This is a genomic window from Streptomyces sp. NPDC047981 (assembly GCF_040653315.1).
GTDB lineage: Bacteria > Actinomycetota > Actinomycetes > Streptomycetales > Streptomycetaceae > Streptomyces.
Genome location: NZ_JBEZNQ010000075.1, coordinates 1 through 21,206 on the forward strand (window position 1 = coordinate 1; position 21,206 = coordinate 21,206).

General features: G+C 71.1%; 18 protein-coding genes and 1 tRNA gene. 15 read left to right on the plus strand and 4 right to left on the minus strand.

Translation table 11 applies throughout. The features are described 5' to 3' along the window. Positions 1-183: 183 nt before the first annotated feature. The 6 genes from AB0E14_RS31665 to AB0E14_RS31690 all read left to right on the plus strand — a co-directional run bounded on the left by AB0E14_RS31665 (position 184) and on the right by AB0E14_RS31690 (position 7,292). Positions 184-1,236, plus strand: a complete 1,053-nt coding sequence (locus AB0E14_RS31665; RefSeq protein ID WP_362426014.1) for an ABC transporter substrate-binding protein — start codon at positions 184-186, stop codon at positions 1,234-1,236. A gap of 3 nt (positions 1,237-1,239) precedes the next feature. After that, complete coding sequence (locus AB0E14_RS31670; RefSeq protein ID WP_362426017.1) at positions 1,240-2,082, plus strand: siderophore-interacting protein; 843 nt, start codon at positions 1,240-1,242, stop codon at positions 2,080-2,082. A gap of 156 nt (positions 2,083-2,238) precedes the next feature. Next, positions 2,239-3,678, plus strand: coding sequence for an aspartate aminotransferase family protein (locus AB0E14_RS31675; RefSeq protein ID WP_362426020.1), 1,440 nt, complete (start codon positions 2,239-2,241; stop codon positions 3,676-3,678). Further along, positions 3,665-4,948, plus strand: a complete 1,284-nt coding sequence (locus tag AB0E14_RS31680; protein ID WP_362426023.1) for a lysine N(6)-hydroxylase/L-ornithine N(5)-oxygenase family protein — start codon at positions 3,665-3,667, stop codon at positions 4,946-4,948. The genes AB0E14_RS31675 and AB0E14_RS31680 overlap by 14 nt, the downstream gene beginning before the upstream one ends. Then, the gene (locus AB0E14_RS31685; protein WP_362426026.1) at positions 4,945-5,499 is read left to right on the plus strand and encodes a GNAT family N-acetyltransferase; all 555 of its coding nucleotides are present in this window, start codon (positions 4,945-4,947) and stop codon (positions 5,497-5,499) included. Before AB0E14_RS31680 ends, AB0E14_RS31685 begins: the two co-directional genes overlap by 4 nt. Then, the gene (locus AB0E14_RS31690; protein ID WP_362426029.1) at positions 5,496-7,292 is read left to right on the plus strand and encodes an IucA/IucC family siderophore biosynthesis protein; all 1,797 of its coding nucleotides are present in this window, start codon (positions 5,496-5,498) and stop codon (positions 7,290-7,292) included. Before AB0E14_RS31685 ends, AB0E14_RS31690 begins: the two co-directional genes overlap by 4 nt. Before the next feature lie 79 nt (positions 7,293-7,371). On the opposite strand, the gene AB0E14_RS31695 is transcribed toward AB0E14_RS31690, so the two are convergent. Further along, positions 7,372-8,982: a beta-N-acetylhexosaminidase gene (locus AB0E14_RS31695; protein WP_362426032.1), complete on the minus strand. Its 1,611-nt coding sequence runs from the start codon at positions 8,980-8,982 to the stop codon at positions 7,372-7,374. Between the two features lie 214 nt (positions 8,983-9,196). On the opposite strand from AB0E14_RS31695, the gene AB0E14_RS31700 reads away from it, so the two are divergent. Together AB0E14_RS31700 and glmS are read left to right on the plus strand one after the other, a co-directional pair. Then, positions 9,197-9,472 carry a hypothetical protein gene (locus AB0E14_RS31700; RefSeq protein ID WP_361969256.1) on the plus strand — a complete coding sequence of 92 codons (276 nt, stop codon included), beginning with the start codon at positions 9,197-9,199 and terminating at the stop codon, positions 9,470-9,472. 54 nt (positions 9,473-9,526) lie between these two features. Continuing rightward, positions 9,527-11,344 carry a glutamine--fructose-6-phosphate transaminase (isomerizing) gene (glmS, locus tag AB0E14_RS31705; RefSeq protein ID WP_362426035.1) on the plus strand — a complete coding sequence of 606 codons (1,818 nt, stop codon included), beginning with the start codon at positions 9,527-9,529 and terminating at the stop codon, positions 11,342-11,344. Positions 11,345-11,507: 163 nt separating this feature from the next. Here glmS and AB0E14_RS31710 read toward each other — a convergent pair whose 3' ends face one another. Continuing rightward, on the minus strand, positions 11,508-12,071 hold the full coding sequence (locus tag AB0E14_RS31710; RefSeq protein WP_362426038.1) for a GPR1/FUN34/YaaH family transporter: 564 nt from the start codon (positions 12,069-12,071) through the stop codon (positions 11,508-11,510). A gap of 176 nt (positions 12,072-12,247) precedes the next feature. Then, the gene (locus tag AB0E14_RS31715; RefSeq protein WP_362426041.1) at positions 12,248-12,769 is read right to left on the minus strand and encodes a universal stress protein; all 522 of its coding nucleotides are present in this window, start codon (positions 12,767-12,769) and stop codon (positions 12,248-12,250) included. A 375-nt stretch (positions 12,770-13,144) separates the two neighbouring features. On the opposite strand from AB0E14_RS31715, the gene AB0E14_RS31720 reads away from it, so the two are divergent. From AB0E14_RS31720 to AB0E14_RS31750, 7 genes are all read left to right on the plus strand, one after another. Then, complete coding sequence (locus AB0E14_RS31720; protein ID WP_362426044.1) at positions 13,145-13,489, plus strand: hypothetical protein; 345 nt, start codon at positions 13,145-13,147, stop codon at positions 13,487-13,489. 397 nt (positions 13,490-13,886) lie between these two features. Then, a complete protein-coding gene (locus AB0E14_RS31725) occupies positions 13,887-15,053 on the plus strand; it encodes a helix-turn-helix domain-containing protein (protein WP_362426047.1) in 1,167 nt (388 codons plus the stop codon). Between the two features lie 178 nt (positions 15,054-15,231). After that, positions 15,232-15,834 (plus strand): oligoribonuclease, encoded by a 603-nt coding sequence (gene orn, locus AB0E14_RS31730; RefSeq protein WP_362426050.1) that lies wholly within the window; start codon positions 15,232-15,234, stop codon positions 15,832-15,834. A gap of 177 nt (positions 15,835-16,011) precedes the next feature. Continuing rightward, positions 16,012-16,084: transfer RNA gene (locus tag AB0E14_RS31735), tRNA-His, on the plus strand. A gap of 150 nt (positions 16,085-16,234) precedes the next feature. Further along, complete coding sequence (locus AB0E14_RS31740; protein WP_362426053.1) at positions 16,235-17,518, plus strand: ABC transporter substrate-binding protein; 1,284 nt, start codon at positions 16,235-16,237, stop codon at positions 17,516-17,518. A 4-nt stretch (positions 17,519-17,522) separates the two neighbouring features. Beyond that, positions 17,523-18,506 (plus strand): sugar ABC transporter permease, encoded by a 984-nt coding sequence (locus AB0E14_RS31745; protein WP_362426056.1) that lies wholly within the window; start codon positions 17,523-17,525, stop codon positions 18,504-18,506. After that, on the plus strand, positions 18,506-19,330 hold the full coding sequence (locus tag AB0E14_RS31750) for a carbohydrate ABC transporter permease (RefSeq protein WP_362426059.1): 825 nt from the start codon (positions 18,506-18,508) through the stop codon (positions 19,328-19,330). Before AB0E14_RS31745 ends, AB0E14_RS31750 begins: the two co-directional genes overlap by 1 nt. A gap of 87 nt (positions 19,331-19,417) precedes the next feature. Here AB0E14_RS31750 and AB0E14_RS31755 read toward each other — a convergent pair whose 3' ends face one another. Beyond that, the gene (locus AB0E14_RS31755; protein ID WP_362426062.1) at positions 19,418-20,911 is read right to left on the minus strand and encodes a cellulose binding domain-containing protein; all 1,494 of its coding nucleotides are present in this window, start codon (positions 20,909-20,911) and stop codon (positions 19,418-19,420) included. Positions 20,912-21,206: the final 295 nt, after the last annotated feature.

Sequence of the window (21,206 nt, forward strand, 5' to 3'; positions counted from 1 at the left end):
GGAACTTCACCTTCGGGGCGGCCAAGCCCCGCGCAGGGTGCCGCATATGCCACCGACATGTGACGCGCATCCCAGCCCCAACTCGCCCCCACCCCTCCAGATCAACGTGAGGTTAGGCTAACCAACCTTCGACGTACCCCAGGCCGACCGCCGTCCCCGGCACGTACCGAAAGCGACTCCGCCATGCCCAGCAACGCCCGAGCCACTTCCCTCAGCCGTCGCGGCCTGCTCACCGCGGGCGGCGCCCTCGGGCTCGGCGCCGCGCTCGCCGCCTGCGGCACCAAGACCGAGGGTGGCAAGAGCAGCGCCGCCGGGGCCTCCGAGAAGGCCGGTCCGTGGAAGTTCACCGACGACCGCGGCACCGCCGTCGAGGCGAAGTCCACCCCGAAGAACATCGTCGCCTTCACCGGCATGGCCGCCGCCCTCAAGGACTTCGGCATCGAGGTCAAGGGCGTCTTCGGCCCGACCTACGTCGAGGACCCGAAGACCAAGGCGAAGAAGCCGGACGTCCAGGCCGGCGACCTCGACATCGAGAAGGTCGCCGTCATCGGCAACGTCTGGGGCGAGTTCAAGATCGAGGAGTACCTCAAGCTCAACCCGGACCTCCTCATCACGGACATGTGGGAGAAGAACGACCTCTGGTACGTCCCGGCCGAGCAGAAGGACAAGATCCTCAAGATCGCCCCGAGCGTCGCCCTGTGGGCCTCGGACAAGTCGATGCCGGCCGTGCTCCAGCGCCACGTCGACCTCGCCGAGTCCCTCGGCGCCGATGTGAAGTCGCAGAAGCTCAAGGACGACAAGGCCCGCTTCGAGGCCGCCGCCGAGCGCGTCCGCCAGGCCGCCAAGGGCAAGAAGGACATCAAGGTCCTGATCGGCTCCGGCTCCCCCGACCTGTTCTACGTCTCCACCCCGGTCCGGCCGACCGACACGCTCTACTTCAAGGAGCTGGGCGTCAACCTGATCACGCCCGACAAGCTGGACCAGGGCGGCTGGTTCGAGGGGCTCAGCTGGGAGAACGTCGGCAAGTACCAGGCCGACATCATCATGCTCGACAACCGCACCTCGGCCCTGCAGCCCGAGGCGCTCAAGGCCAAGCCGACCTGGGCCGCCCTCCCCGCCGTCAAGGCCGGCCAGGTCATCCCCCGGGTCACCGAGCCGATCTACTCCTACGCCAAGTGCGCCCCGATCCTGGAGGACCTGGCCAAGGCGCTGGAGAACGCGAAGAAGGTGGCCTGACCCATGGCGAACGCCGAGACCGCCCCGTTCCAGTTCTTCCCCCTCCAGGTCGACCGGACGCGGCGGCTCGGCCCGTCGCTGGTCCGCGTGACCTTCGTCGGGGACGCGCTGAAGTCCTTCTCCTCCGGGGGGCGCGACCAGTCGCTCTCCCTCTTCCTGCCGCACCCCGGCCAGGAGGCCCCCGTCCTGCCGCCGCTGGACGACCCGGACATGTACGCGATCCTGGGCGCCTGGCGCGCGATGCCGGACGACGAGCGGGCCGTGATGCGCTCGTACACCGTCCGCGAACAGCGCACCGGACCGGACGAGGTCGACATCGACTTCGCGCTCCACGAGGACGGCGGCCCGGCCTGCCGCTGGGCGCAGGGCGCCGAGCCCGGTGACCAGGTCGTCGTGCTCGGCCCGGCGGTGGCCGAGAACACCGCCGTCCGCTTCCAGCTCCCGGCCGACGCCGACTCCGTCCTCATCTGGGCGGACGAGACGGCCCTGCCGGCCGCGGCGGGGATCCTGGAGTGGCTGCCGGCCGGGATGCGGGCGCAGGTCTATCTCGAAGTCCCGTTCTCCGACGACCGGATCGAGCTGACCACCGCGGCCGAGGCCGCGGTCACCTGGCTCGTACGGGAGGAGGGGGCGCCGTCCGCCGTCGAGGCGGTGCGCGCCGCCGAACTGCCGGGCGAGGCACCGTACGTGTGGATCGCGGGCGAGTCCGGCTCGGTGAAGGAGCTGCGCCGGCACTTCGTACGCGATCGTGAACTCGACCGCAGGCGTGTGACGTTCGTCGGCTACTGGCGCAAGGGCCTCTCCGAGGACGCCCTCCGCGAGGCGCCGCAGGCAGAGGACGAGTAGCCGCACCGGAGCGTCCGTCCGTCCGCTCCCCAGGACCCCTCGCCCCTCAAGGGTGGGGGGTTCTTTGCGTCGCAAACTTAGGTTAGGCTAACCTTACTTACGCACCGCCCCCCTCATCCCCACCCCTCACCTCTCCCGTCCCGGAGGACCATCCCCATGCGCTCGCACCTGCTCAACGACGCCACGGCGGAGAGCTACCGGCGCTCCGTCACCGAAGGAGTCGAGCGGGTGGCGAGGAAACTCGCCACGACGCGCCGCCCGTTCACCGGTGTCACGCCCGCCGAGCTGGCCCCCACCGTCGACGCCGTCGACCTCGACAAGCCGCTCGGCGACGCCTCCGCCGCGCTCGACGAGCTGGAGAGCGTCTACCTCCGCGACGCCGTCTACTTCCACCACCCCCGCTACCTGGGCCACCTCAACTGCCCGGTCGTGATCCCGGCCGTCCTCGGCGAGGCCGTCCTCTCGGCGGTCAACTCCTCGCTGGACACCTGGGACCAGAGCGCGGGCGCCACCCTCATCGAGCGCAAGCTCGTCGACTGGACCACCGGCCGCATCGGCTTCGGCCCCTCCGCCGACGGCGTGTTCACCAGCGGCGGTTCGCAGTCCAACCTGCAGGCCCTGCTCCTGGCCCGCGAGGAGGCGAAGACGACCGACCTGGCCAAGCTCCGCGTCTTCACCTCCGACTGCAGCCACTTCAGCGTCCAGAAGTCCGCGGGACTGCTCGGCCTCGGCCCGGACGCCGTCGTCTCCATCCCGGTCGACCGGAACCGGCGCATGCAGTCCGTCGTCCTCGCCGCCGAGCTGGAGGCCTGCCGCGCCGAGGGCCTGACGCCGATGGCGATCGTCGCCACCGCCGGCACCACCGACTTCGGCTCCATCGACCCGCTGCACGAGATCGCCGCCCTCGCCGAGGAGTACGGCGCCTGGATGCACGTCGACGCCGCCTACGGCTGCGGGCTCCTCGCCTCGCCCACCCGCCGCCACCTCCTGGACGGCATCGAGCGGGCCGACTCGGTCACCGTCGACTACCACAAGTCCTTCTTCCAGCCGGTGAGCTCCTCCGCGCTGCTGGTCCGCGACGGCGCCACCCTGGGCCACGCCACGTACCACGCGGACTACCTCAACCCGCGCCGGACGGTCGCCGAGCAGATCCCCAACCAGGTCGACAAGTCCCTCCAGACCACCCGTCGTTTCGACGCCCTGAAGCTCTGGATGACCCTGCGCGTGATGGGCGCCGACGGTGTCGGCGAGCTCTTCGACGAGGTCTGCGACCTGGCCCGGGCCGGCTTCGACCTGCTCGCCGCCGACCCCCGCTACGACGTGGTCGTGCAGCCGCAGCTGTCCACGCTCGTCTACCGCTACATCCCGGAGGCCGTCACCTCCCCCACCGAGATCGACCGCGCCAACCTCTACGCCCGCAAGGCGCTCTTCGCCTCCGGCGAGGCCGTCGTCGCCGGGACGAAGGTCGACGGCCGCCAGTACCTCAAGTTCACCCTGCTCAACCCCGAGACGACCGTGGCCGACATCGCCGCCGTCCTCGATCTGATAGCCGGCCACGCCGAGCAGTACCTGGGAGAGACCCTTGTCCACGCCTGAGACGACCACGACGTACGACTTCATCGGCATCGGGCTCGGTCCGTTCAACCTCGGCCTCGCCTGCCTGACCGAGCCGATCGACGAGCTGAACGGCCTCTTCCTGGAGTCCAAGCCGGACTTCGAGTGGCACTCGGGGATGTTCCTGGAGGGCTCGCACCTCCAGACGCCCTTCATGTCGGACCTGGTCACGATGGCCGACCCGACCTCCCCGTACTCCTTCCTGAACTACCTGAAGGCGAAGGGCCGGCTCTACTCCTTCTACATCCGGGAGAACTTCTACCCGCTGCGGGTGGAGTACAACGACTACTGCCGCTGGGCCGCCGACCAGCTGCGCTCCATCCGCTTCTCCACCACCGTCGCCGCCGTCACCCACGACGAGGCCGGCGACGTGTACGTGGTGACCACCGAGGCCGGGGAGACCTACCGCGCCCGCCGGATCGTGCTCGGCACCGGCACCCCGCCGCACGTCCCCGACTCCTGCCAGGGCCTCGGCGGCGACCTGATCCACAACTCCCGCTACCTCCCGAACAAGGAGGCGCTGCAGAAGAAGAAGTCGATCACCCTGGTCGGCAGCGGCCAGAGCGCGGCGGAGATCTACTACGACCTCCTCTCCGAGATCGACGTGCACGGCTACCGGCTGAACTGGGTGACGCGCTCCCCGCGCTTCTTCCCGCTGGAGTACACCAAGCTGACGCTGGAGATGACCTCGCCGGAGTACGTGGACTACTTCCACGCGCTGCCCGAGCAGACCCGCTACCGCCTGGAGAACCAGCAGAAGAACCTGTTCAAGGGCATCGACGGCGAGCTGATCGACGCCATCTTCGACCTGCTCTACCAGAAGAACCTGGCCGGTCCCGTCCCCACCCGGCTGCTGACCAACTCGGCCCTGCACTCGGCCGCGTACGACGACACCAGCGGCACGTACACGCTCGGCTTCCACCAGGAGGAGCAGGGCACGGGCTTCACGCTCGACTCCGAGGGCCTGATCCTCGCGACGGGCTACAAGTACACCGTCCCCGCCTTCCTGGAGCCGGTCCGCGAGCAGCTGCGCTGGGACTCCCAGGGCCGCTTCGACGTGGCCCGCAACTACTCCGTCGACACCACGGGCAGCCGCGTCTTCGTGCAGAACGCGAGCGTCCACACCCACTCCATCACCTCGCCCGACCTGGGCATGGGTGCGTACCGCAACGCGTACATCATCGGAGCGATGCTGGGCCGCGAGTACTACCCCGTCGAGAAGACCATCGCGTTCCAGGAGTTCGCCGCGTGACCGCCACCACGACCAGCAGTACGACCATCCGCTTCCGCCCGCTCGACCCGCTCGCGGACGCCGAGCTGCTCCACGCCTGGGTCACGCACCCCAAGGCCGCGTTCTGGATGATGCAGGACGCGAAGCTCCAGGACGTCGAGCGCGAGTACATGGCGTTCGCCGCCAACCCGCACCACCAGGCCTTCATCGGCCTCGTGGACGAGGTGCCCGCGATCCTCATGGAGCGGTACGACCCCTCTCAGCTGGAGCTGGTCGGCTTGTACGACCCGCTGCCCGGCGACGTCGGCATGCACTTCCTCGTCGCGCCCACCGACACCCCCGTGCACGGTTTCACCCGCCGGGTGATCACCGCCGTGATGCGGGAGCTGTTCGCCGACCCGGCGACCGAGCGGGTCGTCGTCGAGCCGGACGTGGCCAACAAGGCCGTCCACGCGCTCAACGAGGCCGTCGGCTTCGTGCCCGAGCGCGAGATCCAGAAGCCGGAGAAGAAGGCCCTGCTGTCCTTCTGCACCCGCGCCCAGTTCGAGGCCGCCGTGGGAGCCACCGTATGAGCCGCCGCCCGTCCCCCGTCGCCGACCCCGTCGCGCACCTCACCCCGGAGCGCTGGGCCGACGCCAACCGCGCGCTGATCCGCAAGGGCCTCGCCGAGTTCGCCCACGAGCGGCTGCTCAACCCGCAGGAGCTGGGTGAGGACCGCTACCGCGTGCTGAGCGACGACGGCACCGTCGAGTACCGCTTCACCGCCGACCGGTACGCGCTCGACCACTGGCAGGTCCACGCCGAGTCGATCACCCGCCACCGCGGCGAGGAGCACCTCCCGCTGGACGCGCTCCTGTTCATCACCGAGCTGCGCGGCGCGCTCGGCCTGAGCGACGAGGTCCTGCCGGTCTACCTGGAGGAGATCTCCTCCACGCTGTCCGGTACGGCCTTCAAGTCCACCAAGCCGCAGGTCACCGCCGCCGAGCTGGCGCGCGCGGACTTCCAGGCGATCGAGACCGGGATGACCGAGGGCCACCCCTGCTTCGTCGCCAACAACGGCCGGCTCGGCTTCGGCATCGACGAGTACCACGCGTACGCCCCCGAGGCGGCCGCCCCGGTCCACCTGATCTGGCTGGCCGCGCGCCGCGACCGCACCACCTTCTCGGGCTGCGCGGACGTCGAGTACGACAGCTTCGTCCGTGCCGAGCTGGGCGACGCGGCGGTCGACGGCTTCGCCGCGACCCTCGCCGAGCGGGGCCTGGACCTGGCCGACTACCTGCTGATGCCGGTCCACCCCTGGCAGTGGTGGAACAAGCTGGCCGTCACCTTCGCCGCCGAGGTCGCCCAGCAGCGTCTGGTGTACCTGGGCGAGGGCGACGACGCCTATCTGGCGCAGCAGTCGATCCGTACGTTCTTCAACACGGCGGACCCGGCCAAGCACTACGTCAAGACGGCGATCTCGGTCCTCAACATGGGCTTCATGCGCGGGCTCTCGGCCGCGTACATGGAGGCGACCCCGGCGATCAACGACTGGCTCGCCGGTCTGATCGACGCGGACGCCGTCTTCAAGGAGGCCCGGTTCTCGATCATCCGCGAGCGGGCGGCGGTCGGCTACCGGCACCTGGAGTACGAAGCCGCGACGAACCGTTTCTCCCCGTACCGCAAGATGCTCGCCGCGCTCTGGCGCGAGTCACCGGTGGCCTCCCTCGCGCCGGGCGAGCGGCTCGCGACGATGGCCTCGCTGCTCCATGTCGACCACGCGGGCGCGTCCTTCGCGGCGGCGCTGATCGCGGACTCGGGCCTGGAGCCGACGGCCTGGCTGCGCGGCTACCTGGACGCGTACCTGCTGCCGCTGCTGCACAGCTTCTACGCGTACGACCTGGTCTACATGCCGCACGGCGAGAACGTGATCCTGGTCCTCGACGAGCAGGGCGCGGTCGTGCGGGCGGTGTTCAAGGACATCGCCGAGGAGATCTGCGTGATGGACCCGACGGCGGTACTGCCGCCGGCCGTGGAGCGGGTCCGGGCGGACGTCCCCGAGGACATGAAGCTGCTGTCGATCTTCACGGACGTCTTCGACTGCTTCTTCCGCTTCTTCGCGGCGACGCTCGCGGCGGAGGGCGCGCTCGACGAGGACGCCTTCTGGCGGACGGTCGCGGAGTGCGTGCGCGCCTACCAGGAGTCGAAGCCGGAACTGGCGGAGAAGTTCGAGCGGTACGACATGTTCGCGGAGACCTTCGCGCTCTCCGCCCTCAACCGCCTCCAGCTGCGGAACAACAAGCAGATGGTGGACCTGGCGGACCCGTCGGCGGCGCTCCAGCTGGTCGGCGACCTGGTGAACCCGATCGCGCGGTACACGCGCTAGCTCCCTTCGGGGTTTCACCTTGCGGAGACCGGCGCGGGCCGGGTGGAGTACGGTCCTCCACCCGGCCCGCGCTTCTCGTCTACTCAGCCGGCCACGGCACCTGCGGCGAGCGGTAGTAGTCGATCCCGAGGGCCTCGAAGCGCGGCCCCTGCGCGGCGAGCCGCTCCTTGTAGGCGTTCCAGTCGTGCGTGGCCGCCGGGGACCAGCCCAGTTCGGCGACGCCCGGCAGGCGCGGGAAGGCCATCTGGTCGATGTGCGCGTTCTCGGAGACGGTCTCGGTCCACAGCGGCGCCTCGACGCCCTGGACGGCCTCGGCGGGCGCGCCGGGGAGGTAGGCGGCCGGGTTCCAGTCGTAGGAGCGCTGGACCTCGACGTAGCCTGCCCAGGCGAGGCCCAGCTTGGTGTCCTTGGTGTACTTCATGTCGAGGTAGACCCGGTCGGCGGGCGAGAGGATCAGCCCGGTGCCGTTCCGCGCGGCGGCCGCGACCTGCTCCTTCTCCGCTCCACCGGTCCGGTCGAGGCCCCAGTACTGGGCGAGGGCGCCCTTGGCGGGCGTGGCGCCGGTGAGCTGGTGCCAGCCGACGACGGTCTTGCCGTACTTCGCGACGATCGGCTGGACCTTCTCCATGAAGGCCACGTAGTCCGCGTGGGACGTGGAGTGCGCCTCGTCGCCGCCGATGTGGAGGTACTTCCCGGGGGTGAGCGCGGCGAGCTCGCGGATCACGTCGTCCACGAAGTCGTACGTGATGTCCTTGGGCACGCACAGGGAGCTGAAGCCGACGGCGGTGCCGGTGTAGAGCGGCGGGGCGACGCCGTCGCAGTTCAGCTCGGCGTACGAGGCGAGGGCCGCGTTCGTGTGGCCGGGCAGGTCGATCTCGGGGACGACCTCCTGGTGGCGGGAGGCGGCGTAGCGGACGATCTCCTGGTAGTCGGCCTTGGTGTAGTGGCCGCCGGGGCCGCCGCCGACCTGGGTGGAGCCGCCGTAGGTGGCGAGCCGGGGCCAGGAGTCGATGGCGATGCGCCAGCCCTGGTCGTCGGAGAGGTGCAGGTGCAGCTTGTTGATCTTGTAGAGGGCGAGCTGGTCGATGTACCGCTTGACCTGCTCGACGGTGAAGAAGTGCCGGGAGACGTCGAGCATCGCGCCCCGGTAGGCGTAGCGCGGGGTGTCGGTGATGGTGCCGCCGGCGACCTTCCAGGGGCCGGGCTGCCGGGTCCGCTTCTCGACGGCCGCGGGGAGCTGCTGACGCAGGGTCTGCACGCCGCGGAAGAGTCCGGTGGGCCGGTGGGCCGTGAGGGTGATGCCGTCGCGGCCGGACTGCAGCCGGTAGCCCTCGTCGCCGAGGGCCTTCTCGGTGCCGCTGAGGCGGAGCCGGATGCCGCCCCGCGCCGCGTCCTCGTCGACGACGCGCAGGGAGAGGCCCGTGGAGGGGCGCAGGATCCCGGCGAGGTAGTCGGCGACCGCGCGGGCGTCGCGGGAGTCCTCGTCGATCCGGATGCGGGTGGCGGAGGTGAGCGCGTACGGCTGTCCGGCCGGGGTCACGGAGGCCGGGACGGGCACGATCTGGCCGAGCGGGCGGGTGGTGTCGGCGGCGGAGTGGGAGACGGGGGCGGCTCCGACGCAGGAGATGCCGGCGGCGGCGAGGAGCAGCACGGCGCCGAGCAGGCGGGGAAGCGTTCTGCGCTGTCTCACAGACATGGGTCCCTTTCGATGAACGTTGGACGGACTCCGACGGACTTCGCGGCTGTGGGTATGCGTATCCGAACAGTCACCATGCGTACCGTGGACCACTTCCGCGGTCAAGGTGTAGACCAATTTCGCCCCCAGGGCGGCGATCATGAAGCCGTCTGCCCGAATTCGGGCAGGATTCTTGCGAAGTCCGGGGGGAACCCCTCAGTATTCTCGGGTGCTCGATCGCCGCCCGTCGCATGACGACCTCATCGACCACCTGGTGCGCAGCACCGCGCTCCAGCGCGGTGAGGCCGCCCGGGTGGTGCTCGACGTGCTGGCGTACTTCGACGAGTCGACCGAGGACTTCGTCCGGCGCCGCCACCGCGAGCTGCAGTCAGGGGGCGCGGTGAACGCCGAGATCTTCGAGCGCATCGCGGCCGAGCTGCCGCACCGCGCCGTGGCGCCACCGGAGCTCTCGCTCCGGCAGCTGCGCCGCATCGTCTACGGGTGACCCCGACCGGGTCACGGCAGAGCACACTCACCAACCTGGAGGGGTAACACCTTTATGTGCGGAATCGTCGGTTACATCGGAAAGCGCGACGTCGCCCCGCTGCTGCTCGAGGGCCTGCAGCGGCTGGAGTACCGGGGGTACGACTCCGCCGGCATCGTCATCACCAGCCCGAAGGCCTCCGGCCTGAAGATGGTCAAGGCCAAGGGCCGGGTCCGTGACCTGGAAGCCCGCGTCCCCAAGCGCTTCACCGGCACCACCGGCATCGCCCACACCCGCTGGGCCACCCACGGCGCGCCGAGCGACATCAACTCGCACCCGCACATGGACCCCGAGAACAAGGTCGCGGTCGTCCACAACGGCATCGTCGACAACGCCCAGGAGCTCCGCGCCAAGCTGGAGGCGGACGGCGTCGTCTTCGCGTCGGAGACCGACACCGAGGTCATCACCCACCTGATCGCCCGCTCCCAGGCCACCACCCTGGAGGAGAAGGTCCGCGAGGCGCTCAAGGTCATCGAGGGCACCTACGGCATCGCCGTCATGCACGCCGACTTCAACGACCGCATCGTGGTGGCCCGCAACGGCTCCCCGGTCGTCCTCGGCATCGGCGAGAAGGAGATGTTCGTCGCCTCCGACGTCGCCGCCCTGATCGCCCACACCCGCCAGGTCGTCACCCTCGACGACGGCGAGATGGCCACCCTCAAGGCCGACGACTTCCGCACGTACACCACCTCGGGCGCCACCACGACGGCCACCCCGGAGACCGTGGAGTGGGAGGCCGCCTCCTATGACATGGGCGGCCACGACACGTACATGCACAAGGAGATCTCCGAGCAGCCCGACGCGGTCGACCGCGTGCTGCGCGGCCGGATCGACGACCGGTTCTCCACCGTCCACCTGGGCGGCCTGAACCTGGACGCCCGCGAGGCCCGCTCCATCCGCCGGATCAAGATCCTCGGCTGCGGCACCTCGTACCACGCCGGCCTGATCGGCGCCGGGCTCATCGAGTCCATGGCCCGCATCCCCGCCGACGCCGAGCCGGCCTCGGAGTTCCGCTACCGCAACCCGGTCGTGGACCCCGACACCCTGTACATCGCCGTCTCCCAGTCCGGTGAGACCTACGACGTGCTGGCCGCCGTGCAGGAGCTGAAGCGGAAGGGCGCCCGCGTCATCGGCGTCGTCAACGTGGTCGGCTCGGCCATCGCCCGCGAGGCCGACGGCGGCGTGTACGTGCACGCGGGCCCCGAGGTCTGCGTCGTCTCCACCAAGTGCTTCACCAACACGGTGACCGCGTTCGCGCTGATCGCCCTGCACCTCGGCCGCATCCGCGACCTGTCGGTCACCGACGGCAAGCGGATCATCGAGGGCCTGCGCAAGCTGCCCGGCCAGATCAGCGAGATCCTCGAGACCGAGGAAGAGATCAAGAAGATCGCCGCGGAGTACGCGGGCGCCCAGTCGATGATGTTCATCGGCCGTGTCCGGGGCTACCCCGTCGCCCTCGAGGCCTCCCTGAAGCTCAAGGAGATCTCGTACATCCACGCGGAGGCGTACCCGGCCTCCGAGCTGAAGCACGGCCCGCTCGCCCTCATCGAGCCGGCCCTGCCGACGGTCGCGATCGTCCCCGACGACGACCTGCTGGAGAAGAACCGCGCCGCCCTGGAGGAGATCAAGGCCCGCAGCGGCCGCATCCTCGCGGTCGCGCACCAGGAGCAGGCGAAGGCCGACCACACCATCGTCGTGCCGAAGAACGAGGACGAGCTGGACCCGATCCTGATGGGCATCCCGCTCCAGCTCCTCGCCTACCACACGGCGCTCGCCATGGGCCGCGACATCGACAAGCCGCGCAACCTGGCCAAGTCCGTCACGGTCGAGTAGCACCACCCCGGGCCTGTCACCCGGAGCTCTCGACCACGGCCGGGAAAGCCCGTCCGCCCGCGTTCCGGACCTGTCCCCGGAAGGGCGGACGCCCGGCCGGACACACAGAGCGGTCCCCGCGCACCTCACCGGTGCGCGGGGACCGCTTGTTTCTCCCCCGGCGTCAGCTCGCCGCGGCCGCGCTACGGCCCGAGCGGCTCAGCGAGGTCGGCCAGTGGGCCACCGCCGCCGTCGCGCCGTACCAGGCCGCCAGGCCCGCCACCGCGGCGACCCAGCCGCCCGCCTTCGCCAGACCGCCGTTGTCGGCGAGCGCGCCGACACCGAGCAGCAGCAGCGCGACGAACAGCAGGCCGTAGACCCCCTGCCCGAACAGACCGCTGCCCGCGGCCGCCATCGTCAGCGTGAGCGCGAGGAGCGCCCACAGCAGCAGGAAGAGGCCGGTCGCCTCGGCCGAACCGCCGTCACCGACGCCGGTCCCCCAGGTGAACCAGAACGCGCCGAGCGCCGAATAGGCCGTGCCCTCACCGCCGTTGCCCGCCCGCAGGGCGAGCAGACCGACGAGGAAGAGCGCCACCCCGCCGACCCAGGTGGCGAGGGATGCGGCGTCCGACGCCGCGACGTTGTCGATCACGCCGGTGCCGCCGAGGCCGAAGGCCAGCAGGGTCAGTCCGAGCGCGAGGTGGCCGAGAGTGGAGGTCGTGTTCCCCGCGGCGACGTCTTTGTCCACGGCGGGCTCCCTTCAAGTGGGCAGTTGTGCTGCGTGAGCTGCTTGTTCCGGTGACATTTAAGTACCCTTCACAAGCGCACAAATCACCTCTCGGCGGCAGAAATTATCGTCGTACCAAGGGAGTTGACGAAGCGTCGAGAAGGTGAAGCCCAGGGGGCGGATCCAGCCGCTCCGGTTCAGGGGATGACGATCACGGGCCGCTGCGCCCGCTTGGCGAGTCGGCCGGCCACCGAGCCGAAGATCCGGCCGACGATCCCGTGCGTCGAGCCGACCACGATGGCGTCGGCGGAGTACTCCCGGCCGACCTCCTCCAGCTCGTGGCAGATGTCGCCGCCGCGCTCGACGAGGATCCAGGGCACCTCGGCCAGATAGTCCGCGCAGGCGAGTTCCAGACCGAGCACCTCGGTGCGGTGGTCGGGGACGTCGACGAAGACCGGCGGCTCGCACCCCGCCCAGACGGTGGTCGGAAGCCGGTTGGCGACATGAACGATGATCAGGCCGGAGCCGGAGCGCTTGGCCATGCCGATGGCGTAGGCGAGGGCTCGCTCACTGGAGGTCGAGCCGTCGAAACCGACGACCACTCCGTGTCGGAAGGCGGGATCGCAGGCGTGGCGTGGCTGTTCGACCGCGAGGGGGTCGACCGTGGAGTCGGCGACGCGCTTGCGGTCCGCGGGTTCGGGGAATTCGTGACCGGCCATCGGTGTCTCGGCGAAGAAGATCCTCGTGGGAAGGGAAACGGAAGAACGTCGTGGCGTCGTTGCGTCGTACGGAACAACGGTTGGCGGCGGAGCTGTGTCCGGGAATCATCTTCCCAAGCCCATACCCCCAAGGGTACGGCGACACTCCTCTCCTGCCCAGAGCCGTCCAGGGCCCGCATTTCAGCGCTCGCACGGCGTTCCAGGGAGCATGCACGAGCCCGTCCCGATATGGCAATGCCGCCTGTGCCCTACAGCTGTCCCCCCGGGCTCCCCTCCAGGGGCCGCACGGAGAGCCGAACGGACCCCACCCGCAGTGACCGGAACGTTCCGCTTCTCGTTCCCACAGGTCACGCCACCGTCGCAGGGAGACCGCCCGTGCCCGCACCAACGGCCGCCGCCACCGACCGCCCCGTCCACCCCGTCCGCCCCGTCCGCCCGGCCGACCCGGACACGCCCGCCGCCGGACACGCCGCGGCCTCGGCCGCGGAGTCGGCGGGCGACGTCGTCCGGTGGGCGGTCTTCTGCTGTGTGCTCGTCCCGGTCGTCCTCGTGGGCTACGGCACCTCGCTGGGCGGGGCCACCGGAACGGCGCTCGGGCTCGCGGCCGTGACGGCGGTCTGCCGGCTGCTGCTGCGGCGGTCCGAGCGCGGCCTGCGGGCCGAGGCCGCGGCACCCCGCGCGCGTCGCTCGCACGGCGGCCGGAACCACCGCCAGGGCTGACACACCCCCCGCGAAGCTGACGCATTCGCACACCCACACCCATATGTTTTCAGCCAAGTTCCAGATGTCGGCGAGTCCTTGGCGGAATGACCCCTCAACCCTGGTGCCACCAGGCCGGAAAGGCGTGCGCCGGGCCTGTGCACCCTATGGGGACGGGCCATGCGCGCCACGCGCACTTCCCTGTCCGGCCCACGAGTGGAACGCTTCGTGATCGAATGCTTCGCGCCAAGTTGCCTTGTCGACAATCTGCCGGAGAGAGAACTTGTCACTCCGGCGCCACGGAACACAGTAGATTCGATCATGGGTATCGAAGACTGGGGTCTCGTGCAAAACCGAGGGGAATCGTGCAGGAGCGACAGGACCAGGGAGACGCGAACACCGAGGGGGGCTTAGCGTCATGAGCCAGGACTCCGCCGTAACGGAGGCCGTACGGAAGCTGTCCGGGCGCCGCCGCCGCGAAGTAGTCGCGGTGCTGCTGTTCAGTGGTGGCCCCATCTTCGAGAGCTCCATCCCGCTCTCCGTGTTCGGAATCGACCGGCAGGATGCCGGAGTACCGCGTTACCGGCTGCTCGTGTGCGCCGGTGAGGAAGGCCCGCTGCGGACCACAGGGGGCCTCGAACTGACCGCGCCGTACGGACTGGACGCGATCAGTCGCGCCGGGACCGTCGTCGTACCGGCCTGGCGGTCGATCACCTCGCCGCCACCGCCGGAGGCACTCGAAGCACTGCGCCGGGCACACGAAGAGGGCGCGCGGATCGTCGGGCTCTGCACCGGCGCGTTCGTGCTCGCCGCCGCGGGGCTGCTCGACGGCCGCCCGGCCACCACACACTGGATGTACGCGCCGACGCTCGCCAAGCGCTATCCGTCGGTCCATGTGGACCCGCGGGAGCTCTTCGTCGACGACGGGGACGTACTGACCTCGGCCGGCACCGCGGCCGGCATCGACCTGTGTCTGCACATCGTGCGGACCGACCACGGCGCGGAGGCCGCCGGCGCGCTCGCCCGCCGGCTCGTCGTCCCGCCGCGGCGCAGCGGCGGCCAGGAGCGCTACCTCGACAGGTCTTTACCCGAGGAGATCGGCGCCGACCCGCTCGCCGAGGTCGTCGCCTGGGCCCTGGAGCACCTCCACGAGCAGTTCGACGTGGAGACGCTCGCGGCCCGCGCGTACATGTCGCGGCGGACGTTCGACCGGCGCTTCCGCTCACTGACGGGGTCCGCCCCGCTCCAGTGGCTGATCACCCAGCGGGTGCTGCAGGCGCAGCGGCTGCTCGAGACCTCCGACTACTCGGTCGACGAGGTCGCGGGACGCTGCGGCTTCCGGTCCCCGGTGGCGCTGCGCGGGCACTTCCGCCGCCAGCTCGGCTCCTCGCCGGCCGCGTACCGCGCGGCCTACCGGGCCCGGCGCCCGCAGGCCGAGACCGTGACGGTCCTCGACCCGCTGGTGCCGTCGCAGGGCGGCCTGCCGGTCGGCCGGCGGCCCGGTCCGCTGGATCCGGGGAAGCCGCAGTCCGACGCGTACGCCTCCGGGCGAGCGGCCCTGCCGGGTCAGCGCAGCGCCCCGTAGGGGCCGACCAGACCGCGCGCCACGAGCCGCGTACGAAAAACCGACGGGCGTCCGGGGGCACCTCCCCCGGACGCCCGTCGGCGTTCGGTCCGGGCCGGGGGCGCCCCCGGGCCCTGGGCCTGTCCGGCGCGTCGCGGAGCCGACTGTGATCCGCCCGACAGGCCCTAAGGTAGGACGCATGAACGATCGCATGGTGTGGATCGACTGCGAGATGACCGGGCTCTCGTTGACGGACGACGCACTCATCGAGGTGGCCGCGCTGGTCACCGACTCGGAACTGAACGTGCTCGGCGACGGTGTGGACATCGTGATCCGCCCGCCGGAGGCGGCGCTGGAGACCATGCCCGAGATCGTGCGCCAGATGCACACGTCCTCCGGCCTCCTCGACGCCCTCGCCGACGGCACCACGCTGGCCGACGCCGAGGCGCAGGTCCTCGCCTACGTCCGCGAGCACGTCAAGGAGCCCGGCAAGGCGCCGCTGTGCGGGAACTCGGTCTCCACCGACCGGGGCTTCCTCGCGCGGGACATGGCGGCCCTGGAGAGCCACCTGCACTACCGGATCGTCGACGTCTCCTCGGTCAAGGAGCTGGCGCGCCGCTGGTACCCGAGGGCGTACTTCAACAGCCCGGAGAAGAGCGGCAACCACCGCGCGCTCGCCGACATCCGCGAGTCCATCGCCGAGCTGCGCTACTACCGCGAGGCGATCTTCGTCCCCCAGCCCGGACCGGACTCCGACACGGCGAAGCAGATCGCGGCCCGCCACGTCCTGCCGCCGGAGTAGTCCCGGGGCGGACCCGGAGCGGCTCACGTCCTGCGGGGCGCCCTCACAGGACGCCCCGCTCGCGCCCCTGACGCGGCCCTGACGCCCCCGCGCGGAATGCGGGCGCGAGCACCCTCCGGGACCCTGTAGACTTCTTCTCGGCCGGTCGGGGAAACCTTCGGGAAACCGCCGGTCATGGTGGGTGTAGCTCAGCTGGTAGAGCACCTGGTTGTGGTCCAGGATGCCGCGGGTTCGAGTCCCGTCACTCACCCTGAGGGCCGAGGCCCCGGTTCGGAAGAACCGGGGCCTCGGTCGTTTTTCCGGGGCCCTTCGGGTGAGCGCGCGCGGCGCCCCCCGGGTGCCGGGCGGGCCCGCGCCTAACGTGACGACGGTCACCACGCCCCGGTACCGGGAGACCGTCATGCGGAGGAGCCGTACCGCCCTCGTCCTCGCCGTCGTGCTCGCCACCGCGCTGCCGGCCGGGTGCGCCGCGGGCCCCGCCGAGGAGCCGGGCCGGACCACGCTCACCGTCGGGGTGTTCGGGGCCTTCGGGCTGAAGGAGGCCGGGCTCTACGACGCGTACACGCGGCTCCACCCGGAGATCGCCGTCCGGCAGACCTCGATCGAGCGGAACGAGAACTACTACCCGCAGCTCCTCACCCACCTCGTCTCCGACTCGGGGCTCGCCGACGTCCAGGCCGTCGAGGTGAACAACATCGCCGAGATCACCACCACCCAGGGGCACCGCCTCGTCGACCTCGGCGCCGTGCCCGGTGTCGACAAGAGCGCCTTCCTGCCCTGGAAATGGGCGCAGGGCACCGACCGGAACGGCCGAACGGTCGCGCTGGGCACGGACATCGGCCCGCAGGCCGTCTGCTACCGCAAGGACCTCTTCGCGCGGGCCGGGCTGCCCACCGACCGGGCCGCCGTCGGCAGGCTGTGGGCCGGGGACTGGAAGAAGTACCTGGACACCGGCCGGCGGTTCAAGGCCCGGGCGCCGAAGGGGGTCGCCTTCGTGGACTCCGCCGCGGGCGTGATGGCGGCGATCACCGGATCGAGTCCGGTGCGGTTCTACGACACCCGGGGCGAGATCGTCTACAAGGACAACCCGGCCGTCAAGCGGGCCTGGGACCTCGCCGCCGCGTTCGCCGGCGAGGGGCTGACCGCCCGGCTCCAGCAGTTCACGCCCGCCTGGGACCAGGCGTACGCGGGTGCCCGGTTCGCCACCGTCTCCTGCCCGGCCTGGATGCTCGGCTACATCCAGGACAAGGCCGGTCCCGCGGGCCGGGGCGCGTGGGACGTGGCGGCGGCGCCCCGGCCCGGCAACTGGGGCGGCTCCTTCCTCGTCGTGCCGTCGGCCGGGAGGCACCGGGCCGAGGCGGCGAAGCTGGTGGCCTGGCTGACCGCGCCCGCCCAGCAGGCGACGCTCTTCGCGCGGCGGGGCAGCTTCCCCAGTTCCTCGGCCGCCCTCGCCCGGCCGGCCGTCGCCGAAGCGCGGCACCCGTACTTCGGCGGCGCGCCCGTCGGCGCGCTCTTCGCGGCGGCGGCCCGGGGCGTGCCGGTCGCCGTCACCGGACCGAAGGACGCGGTCATCGCGCAGAACCTGGCCGACATCGGGATGCTCCAGGTCGACCAGAAGGGGCGGCCGCCGCGGGCGGGCTGGGACGCGGCCGTGAAGTCCATCGACAACGCCCTGGACCGGTGAGCCGATGACCGAGGCCGAGGTCGTCGTACCTCCGCTGGAAGGGCCCGCGCCCGCGTCCCGAACGAAGGAGGCCGGGCGGCGCGCCCGCCGGCACCGTCTCGGCCTGCGCTCCGCGCCGTACGCGCTGGTCGCCCCCTTCTTCGCCCTCTTCGCCGCCTTCGGGCTCTTCCCGCTGCTCTACACCGGCTGGGCCTCGCTGCACCGGGTCGAGCTGACGGCGCCGGACCGGATGGAGTGGGTGGGGGCGCGGAACTTCACCCGGCTCCTGAGCGACGACTTCTTCTGGAACGCGCTGGGGAACACGGTCACGATCGGCGTCCTGTCGACCGTTCCGCAGCTGCTGATCGCGCTCGGTCTGGCGCATCTGCTCAACTCCCGGCTGCGCGGCCGGACGTTCTTCCGGGTCGCGGCACTGACGCCGTACGCCACCAGCGTCGCCGCGGCCACGCTGGTCTTCGTGCTGCTCTTCGGCCGGGACCACGGATTCGTCAACTGGCTGCTCGGGAGCGTCGGGTTCGCGCCGGTGGACTGGCAGAACGGGACGTGGTCCGCGCGGATCGCGGTCTCGACGATCGTGATCTGGCGGTGGACGGGGTACAACGCGCTGATCTACCTGGCGGCCATGCAGTCGATCCCGCGCGAGCTGTACGAGGCGGCGGAGCTGGACGGGGCTTCGCGGTGGCAGCAGTTCGTCCATGTGACGGTGCCGGGGCTGCGGCCGACGATCCTGTTCACGGTCGTGGTGTCGACGATCGGCGCGACGCAGCTGTTCGGTGAGCCGCTCCTGTTCAACGGCGGCGCCGGGGCCACGGGGGGCGCGGACCACCAGTACCAGACGCTGGGGCTCTATCTGTACGAGCAGGGGTGGGTCAACCACCACCTGGGGCGGGCGTCGGCGATCGCCTGGGCCATGTTCCTGATCCTGCTGCTGATCGGCGCGTTGGCCCGGCTGCTGCGGCCGCGGTTCGCCGGGCGGGAGGAGTCCTGATGCGCGCACGCGGTGCGGGTCCGGTGACGTACGCGGTGCTGCTGCTGTTCACCGCCGGGTCCCTCTTCCCGCTGCTGTGGACGGCGGTGGCGGCCTCGTGGGACAACACACGGCTGGCCCGGACCCCTCCCCCGCTCGGGTTCGGCGGGAACCTGCCCGAGAACCTCTCCAGGGCGTGGACGGACGCCAACCTGGGGGTGGCGCTGCTCAACACCACGGTGGTCGCGGGGGCGGTGACGGCGGGCACGGTGCTCTTCTCGACGCTCGCCGGCTTCGCCTTCGCCAAACTGCGGTTCCGGTTCAGGAACGGGCTGCTGCTCGTGGTGATCGGCACGATGATGGTGCCGCCGCAGCTGGCCGTCGTACCGCTGTTCATGCTGATCGCCGAGGTGTCGTGGACCGACCGGCTGCAGGCCGTCGTCCTGCCCGCGCTGGTCTCGGCCTTCGGGGTGTTCTTCATGCGCCAGCATCTGAGCCGGGCGCTTCCCTCGGAGCTGATCGAGGCGGCCCGTACGGACGGGGCGGGCACACTGCGGATCGTCTGGCACGTGGTCTTCCCCGCGGCCCGGCCGGCGATGGCGGTGCTGGGGATGCTGACCTTCGTGGCGGCGTGGAACGACTTCTTCTGGCCGGTGATCGCGCTGACGCAGAACGGCAGCCCGACGGTCCAGGTGGCGCTCGCCGGGCTCGGCCGGGGCTACATCCCCGACCAGGCGGTGATCATGGCGGGGGCGCTGCTCGGGACGCTGCCGCTCCTTGTCGTGTTCGTGGTGTTCGGGCGGCAGATCGTCGGCGGGATCATGCGGGGGGCCGTGAAGGGCTGACCGCGCGCGGAAGGGGGCGCGCCCCGGCCGGAGGGTAGGGCTCCGGCCGGGGCGCGCGTGGGTGGGGGGACGGGGTGGTCCTGCGGCCTACTTGTAGGCGGCGAAGGCCTTGGTGAAGGCCAGGGGCTGCTGGAGGATCGAGGAGCAGGTGGCGTCGGCGTGGTTCACGGCACCGGCGGCGCACTGCTTGTCGCGGGTCGAGGACCACATGGAGAGCCAGCCGATGCCCTTGGACTTCGCGAAGTCGACCAGCTGTCCCGCGTCGTCGACCTTGAAGATCTCGGTCGTCACGTCGTTGACGCCGATCATCGGGGTCACGGCGACGGCCTTCCAGGCGGCGGCGTCGGACAGCCCGAGGACGCCCTTGATCTGGGCCTGGGTGGCGGTGGCGGCCTGGATCGCGTACGTGCCCATGTCGGCGCTGTAGGCCGGTCCGTAGTCCATCGCCATGATGTTGACGGCGTCGACGCGGACGCCGTTGCGCTTGGCGTCGGCGAGCAGGTCGACGCCCGGCTGGGTCAGGCCCTCGGGCATGACCGGCAGGGTGAAGGAGACGTTCAGGCCGGGGTGGGACTTCTGGAGCTGGGCGATGGCCTGGGAGCGGCGGGTGTTGGCGGCGGTGTCGGGCAGGGCGGCGCCCTCGATGTCGAAGTCGACCTTGGTGAGCTTGTACCGGTCGACGACCTTGCCGTAGGCGGCCGCGAGGTCGGTGGAGTTCGCGCAGTTCAGGGCCAGTTCGTGCCCTGCGGCGCCGCCGAAGGAGACCCGGACGTCGCCGCCCTTGGCCCGCAGGGCGCCGATCTGGGCGGCCACCTTGTCGTCTGCCAGGTCGGTCACGCCGCCCCACAGCGGGGCGCACGAGCCGCCGGAGGTGATGAAGGCGAGGTTGAACTCCTTCACCCCGGTGGCGTCGGCGGTCGCGAGCAGGTCGTACGCCGGGTAGAGGGAGGTGTCGACGTACGGCGCGAACTTCGCGGCGGCGCCGGGGGTCCCGGTGGCGGTCGCCGTCGGCGTGGGGGTGGTGGGGACGGCGGTGGGGGTACGGGTGGGGGTGGGGGCCGTGGTCGTCGGGGGCGCGGTGGGGCTCGCGGTGGCGGTGGGCGGCACGGTCGGGCGGCCGCTCGGGGTCGGGGTGGGGCCGCCGACGGAGCAGGAGGCCTTGTTGATGAGGCAGTTGGCGGGGTCGCCCGCCTCCCCCTGCGCGGAGGTCACGAAGCCGACGGTGACGGACTGGCCGGGGGCGAGCACCTTGTTCCAGCTCGCGGGCTTCACGGTCACGTGTCGGCCGGAGACGGTGTGCTCGCCGTTCCAGAGGGAGCCGATCGTCGTCCCCGCGGGCAGGTCGAACTCCAGCGTCCAGCCCCCCGACTGGACGCTGGAGGTCTCGTTGGTGACGACGTACTGGCCGGTGTAGCCGCCGGTCCAGGAGCTGGTGCGGGTGTACGCGGCGCCCACGGCGGCGGCCTGCGCGGTGCCGGTGAGGGCGAAGGCCGCGCCGCCGGCCACCGCCGCCGCGACGACCGCGCCGATGGCCTTCGTCCTGCCGCTCGTCCTGCGTCGGTGGGAACTCGTGGTGCTCATCGCGTGCCTGCCTCTGCGTGCCGGGTGTGGGGGGTGGGGTGCGGCAGCACGCTAGCGGCAGTGAAACGGACAAATGCCCACCACTGGACGGGGGTTGGGATTCTTAGGCTCCGCTTAAGGAAGGCATCGGAACGAGGAAAGGTTCCGGGGCCCGTGGCGACGCGGAGGGCGCCGCGTCCGTGGGCTCGGGTCCGTCTCCCGGCGACGGGGGATTACACCGGGAGCCGGGCCGGAGCCCACGGGTGCGACGCCCTGGAGGCGGCCGGAGGCGGTCGGAGGCCGGGGGCGGTCGGAG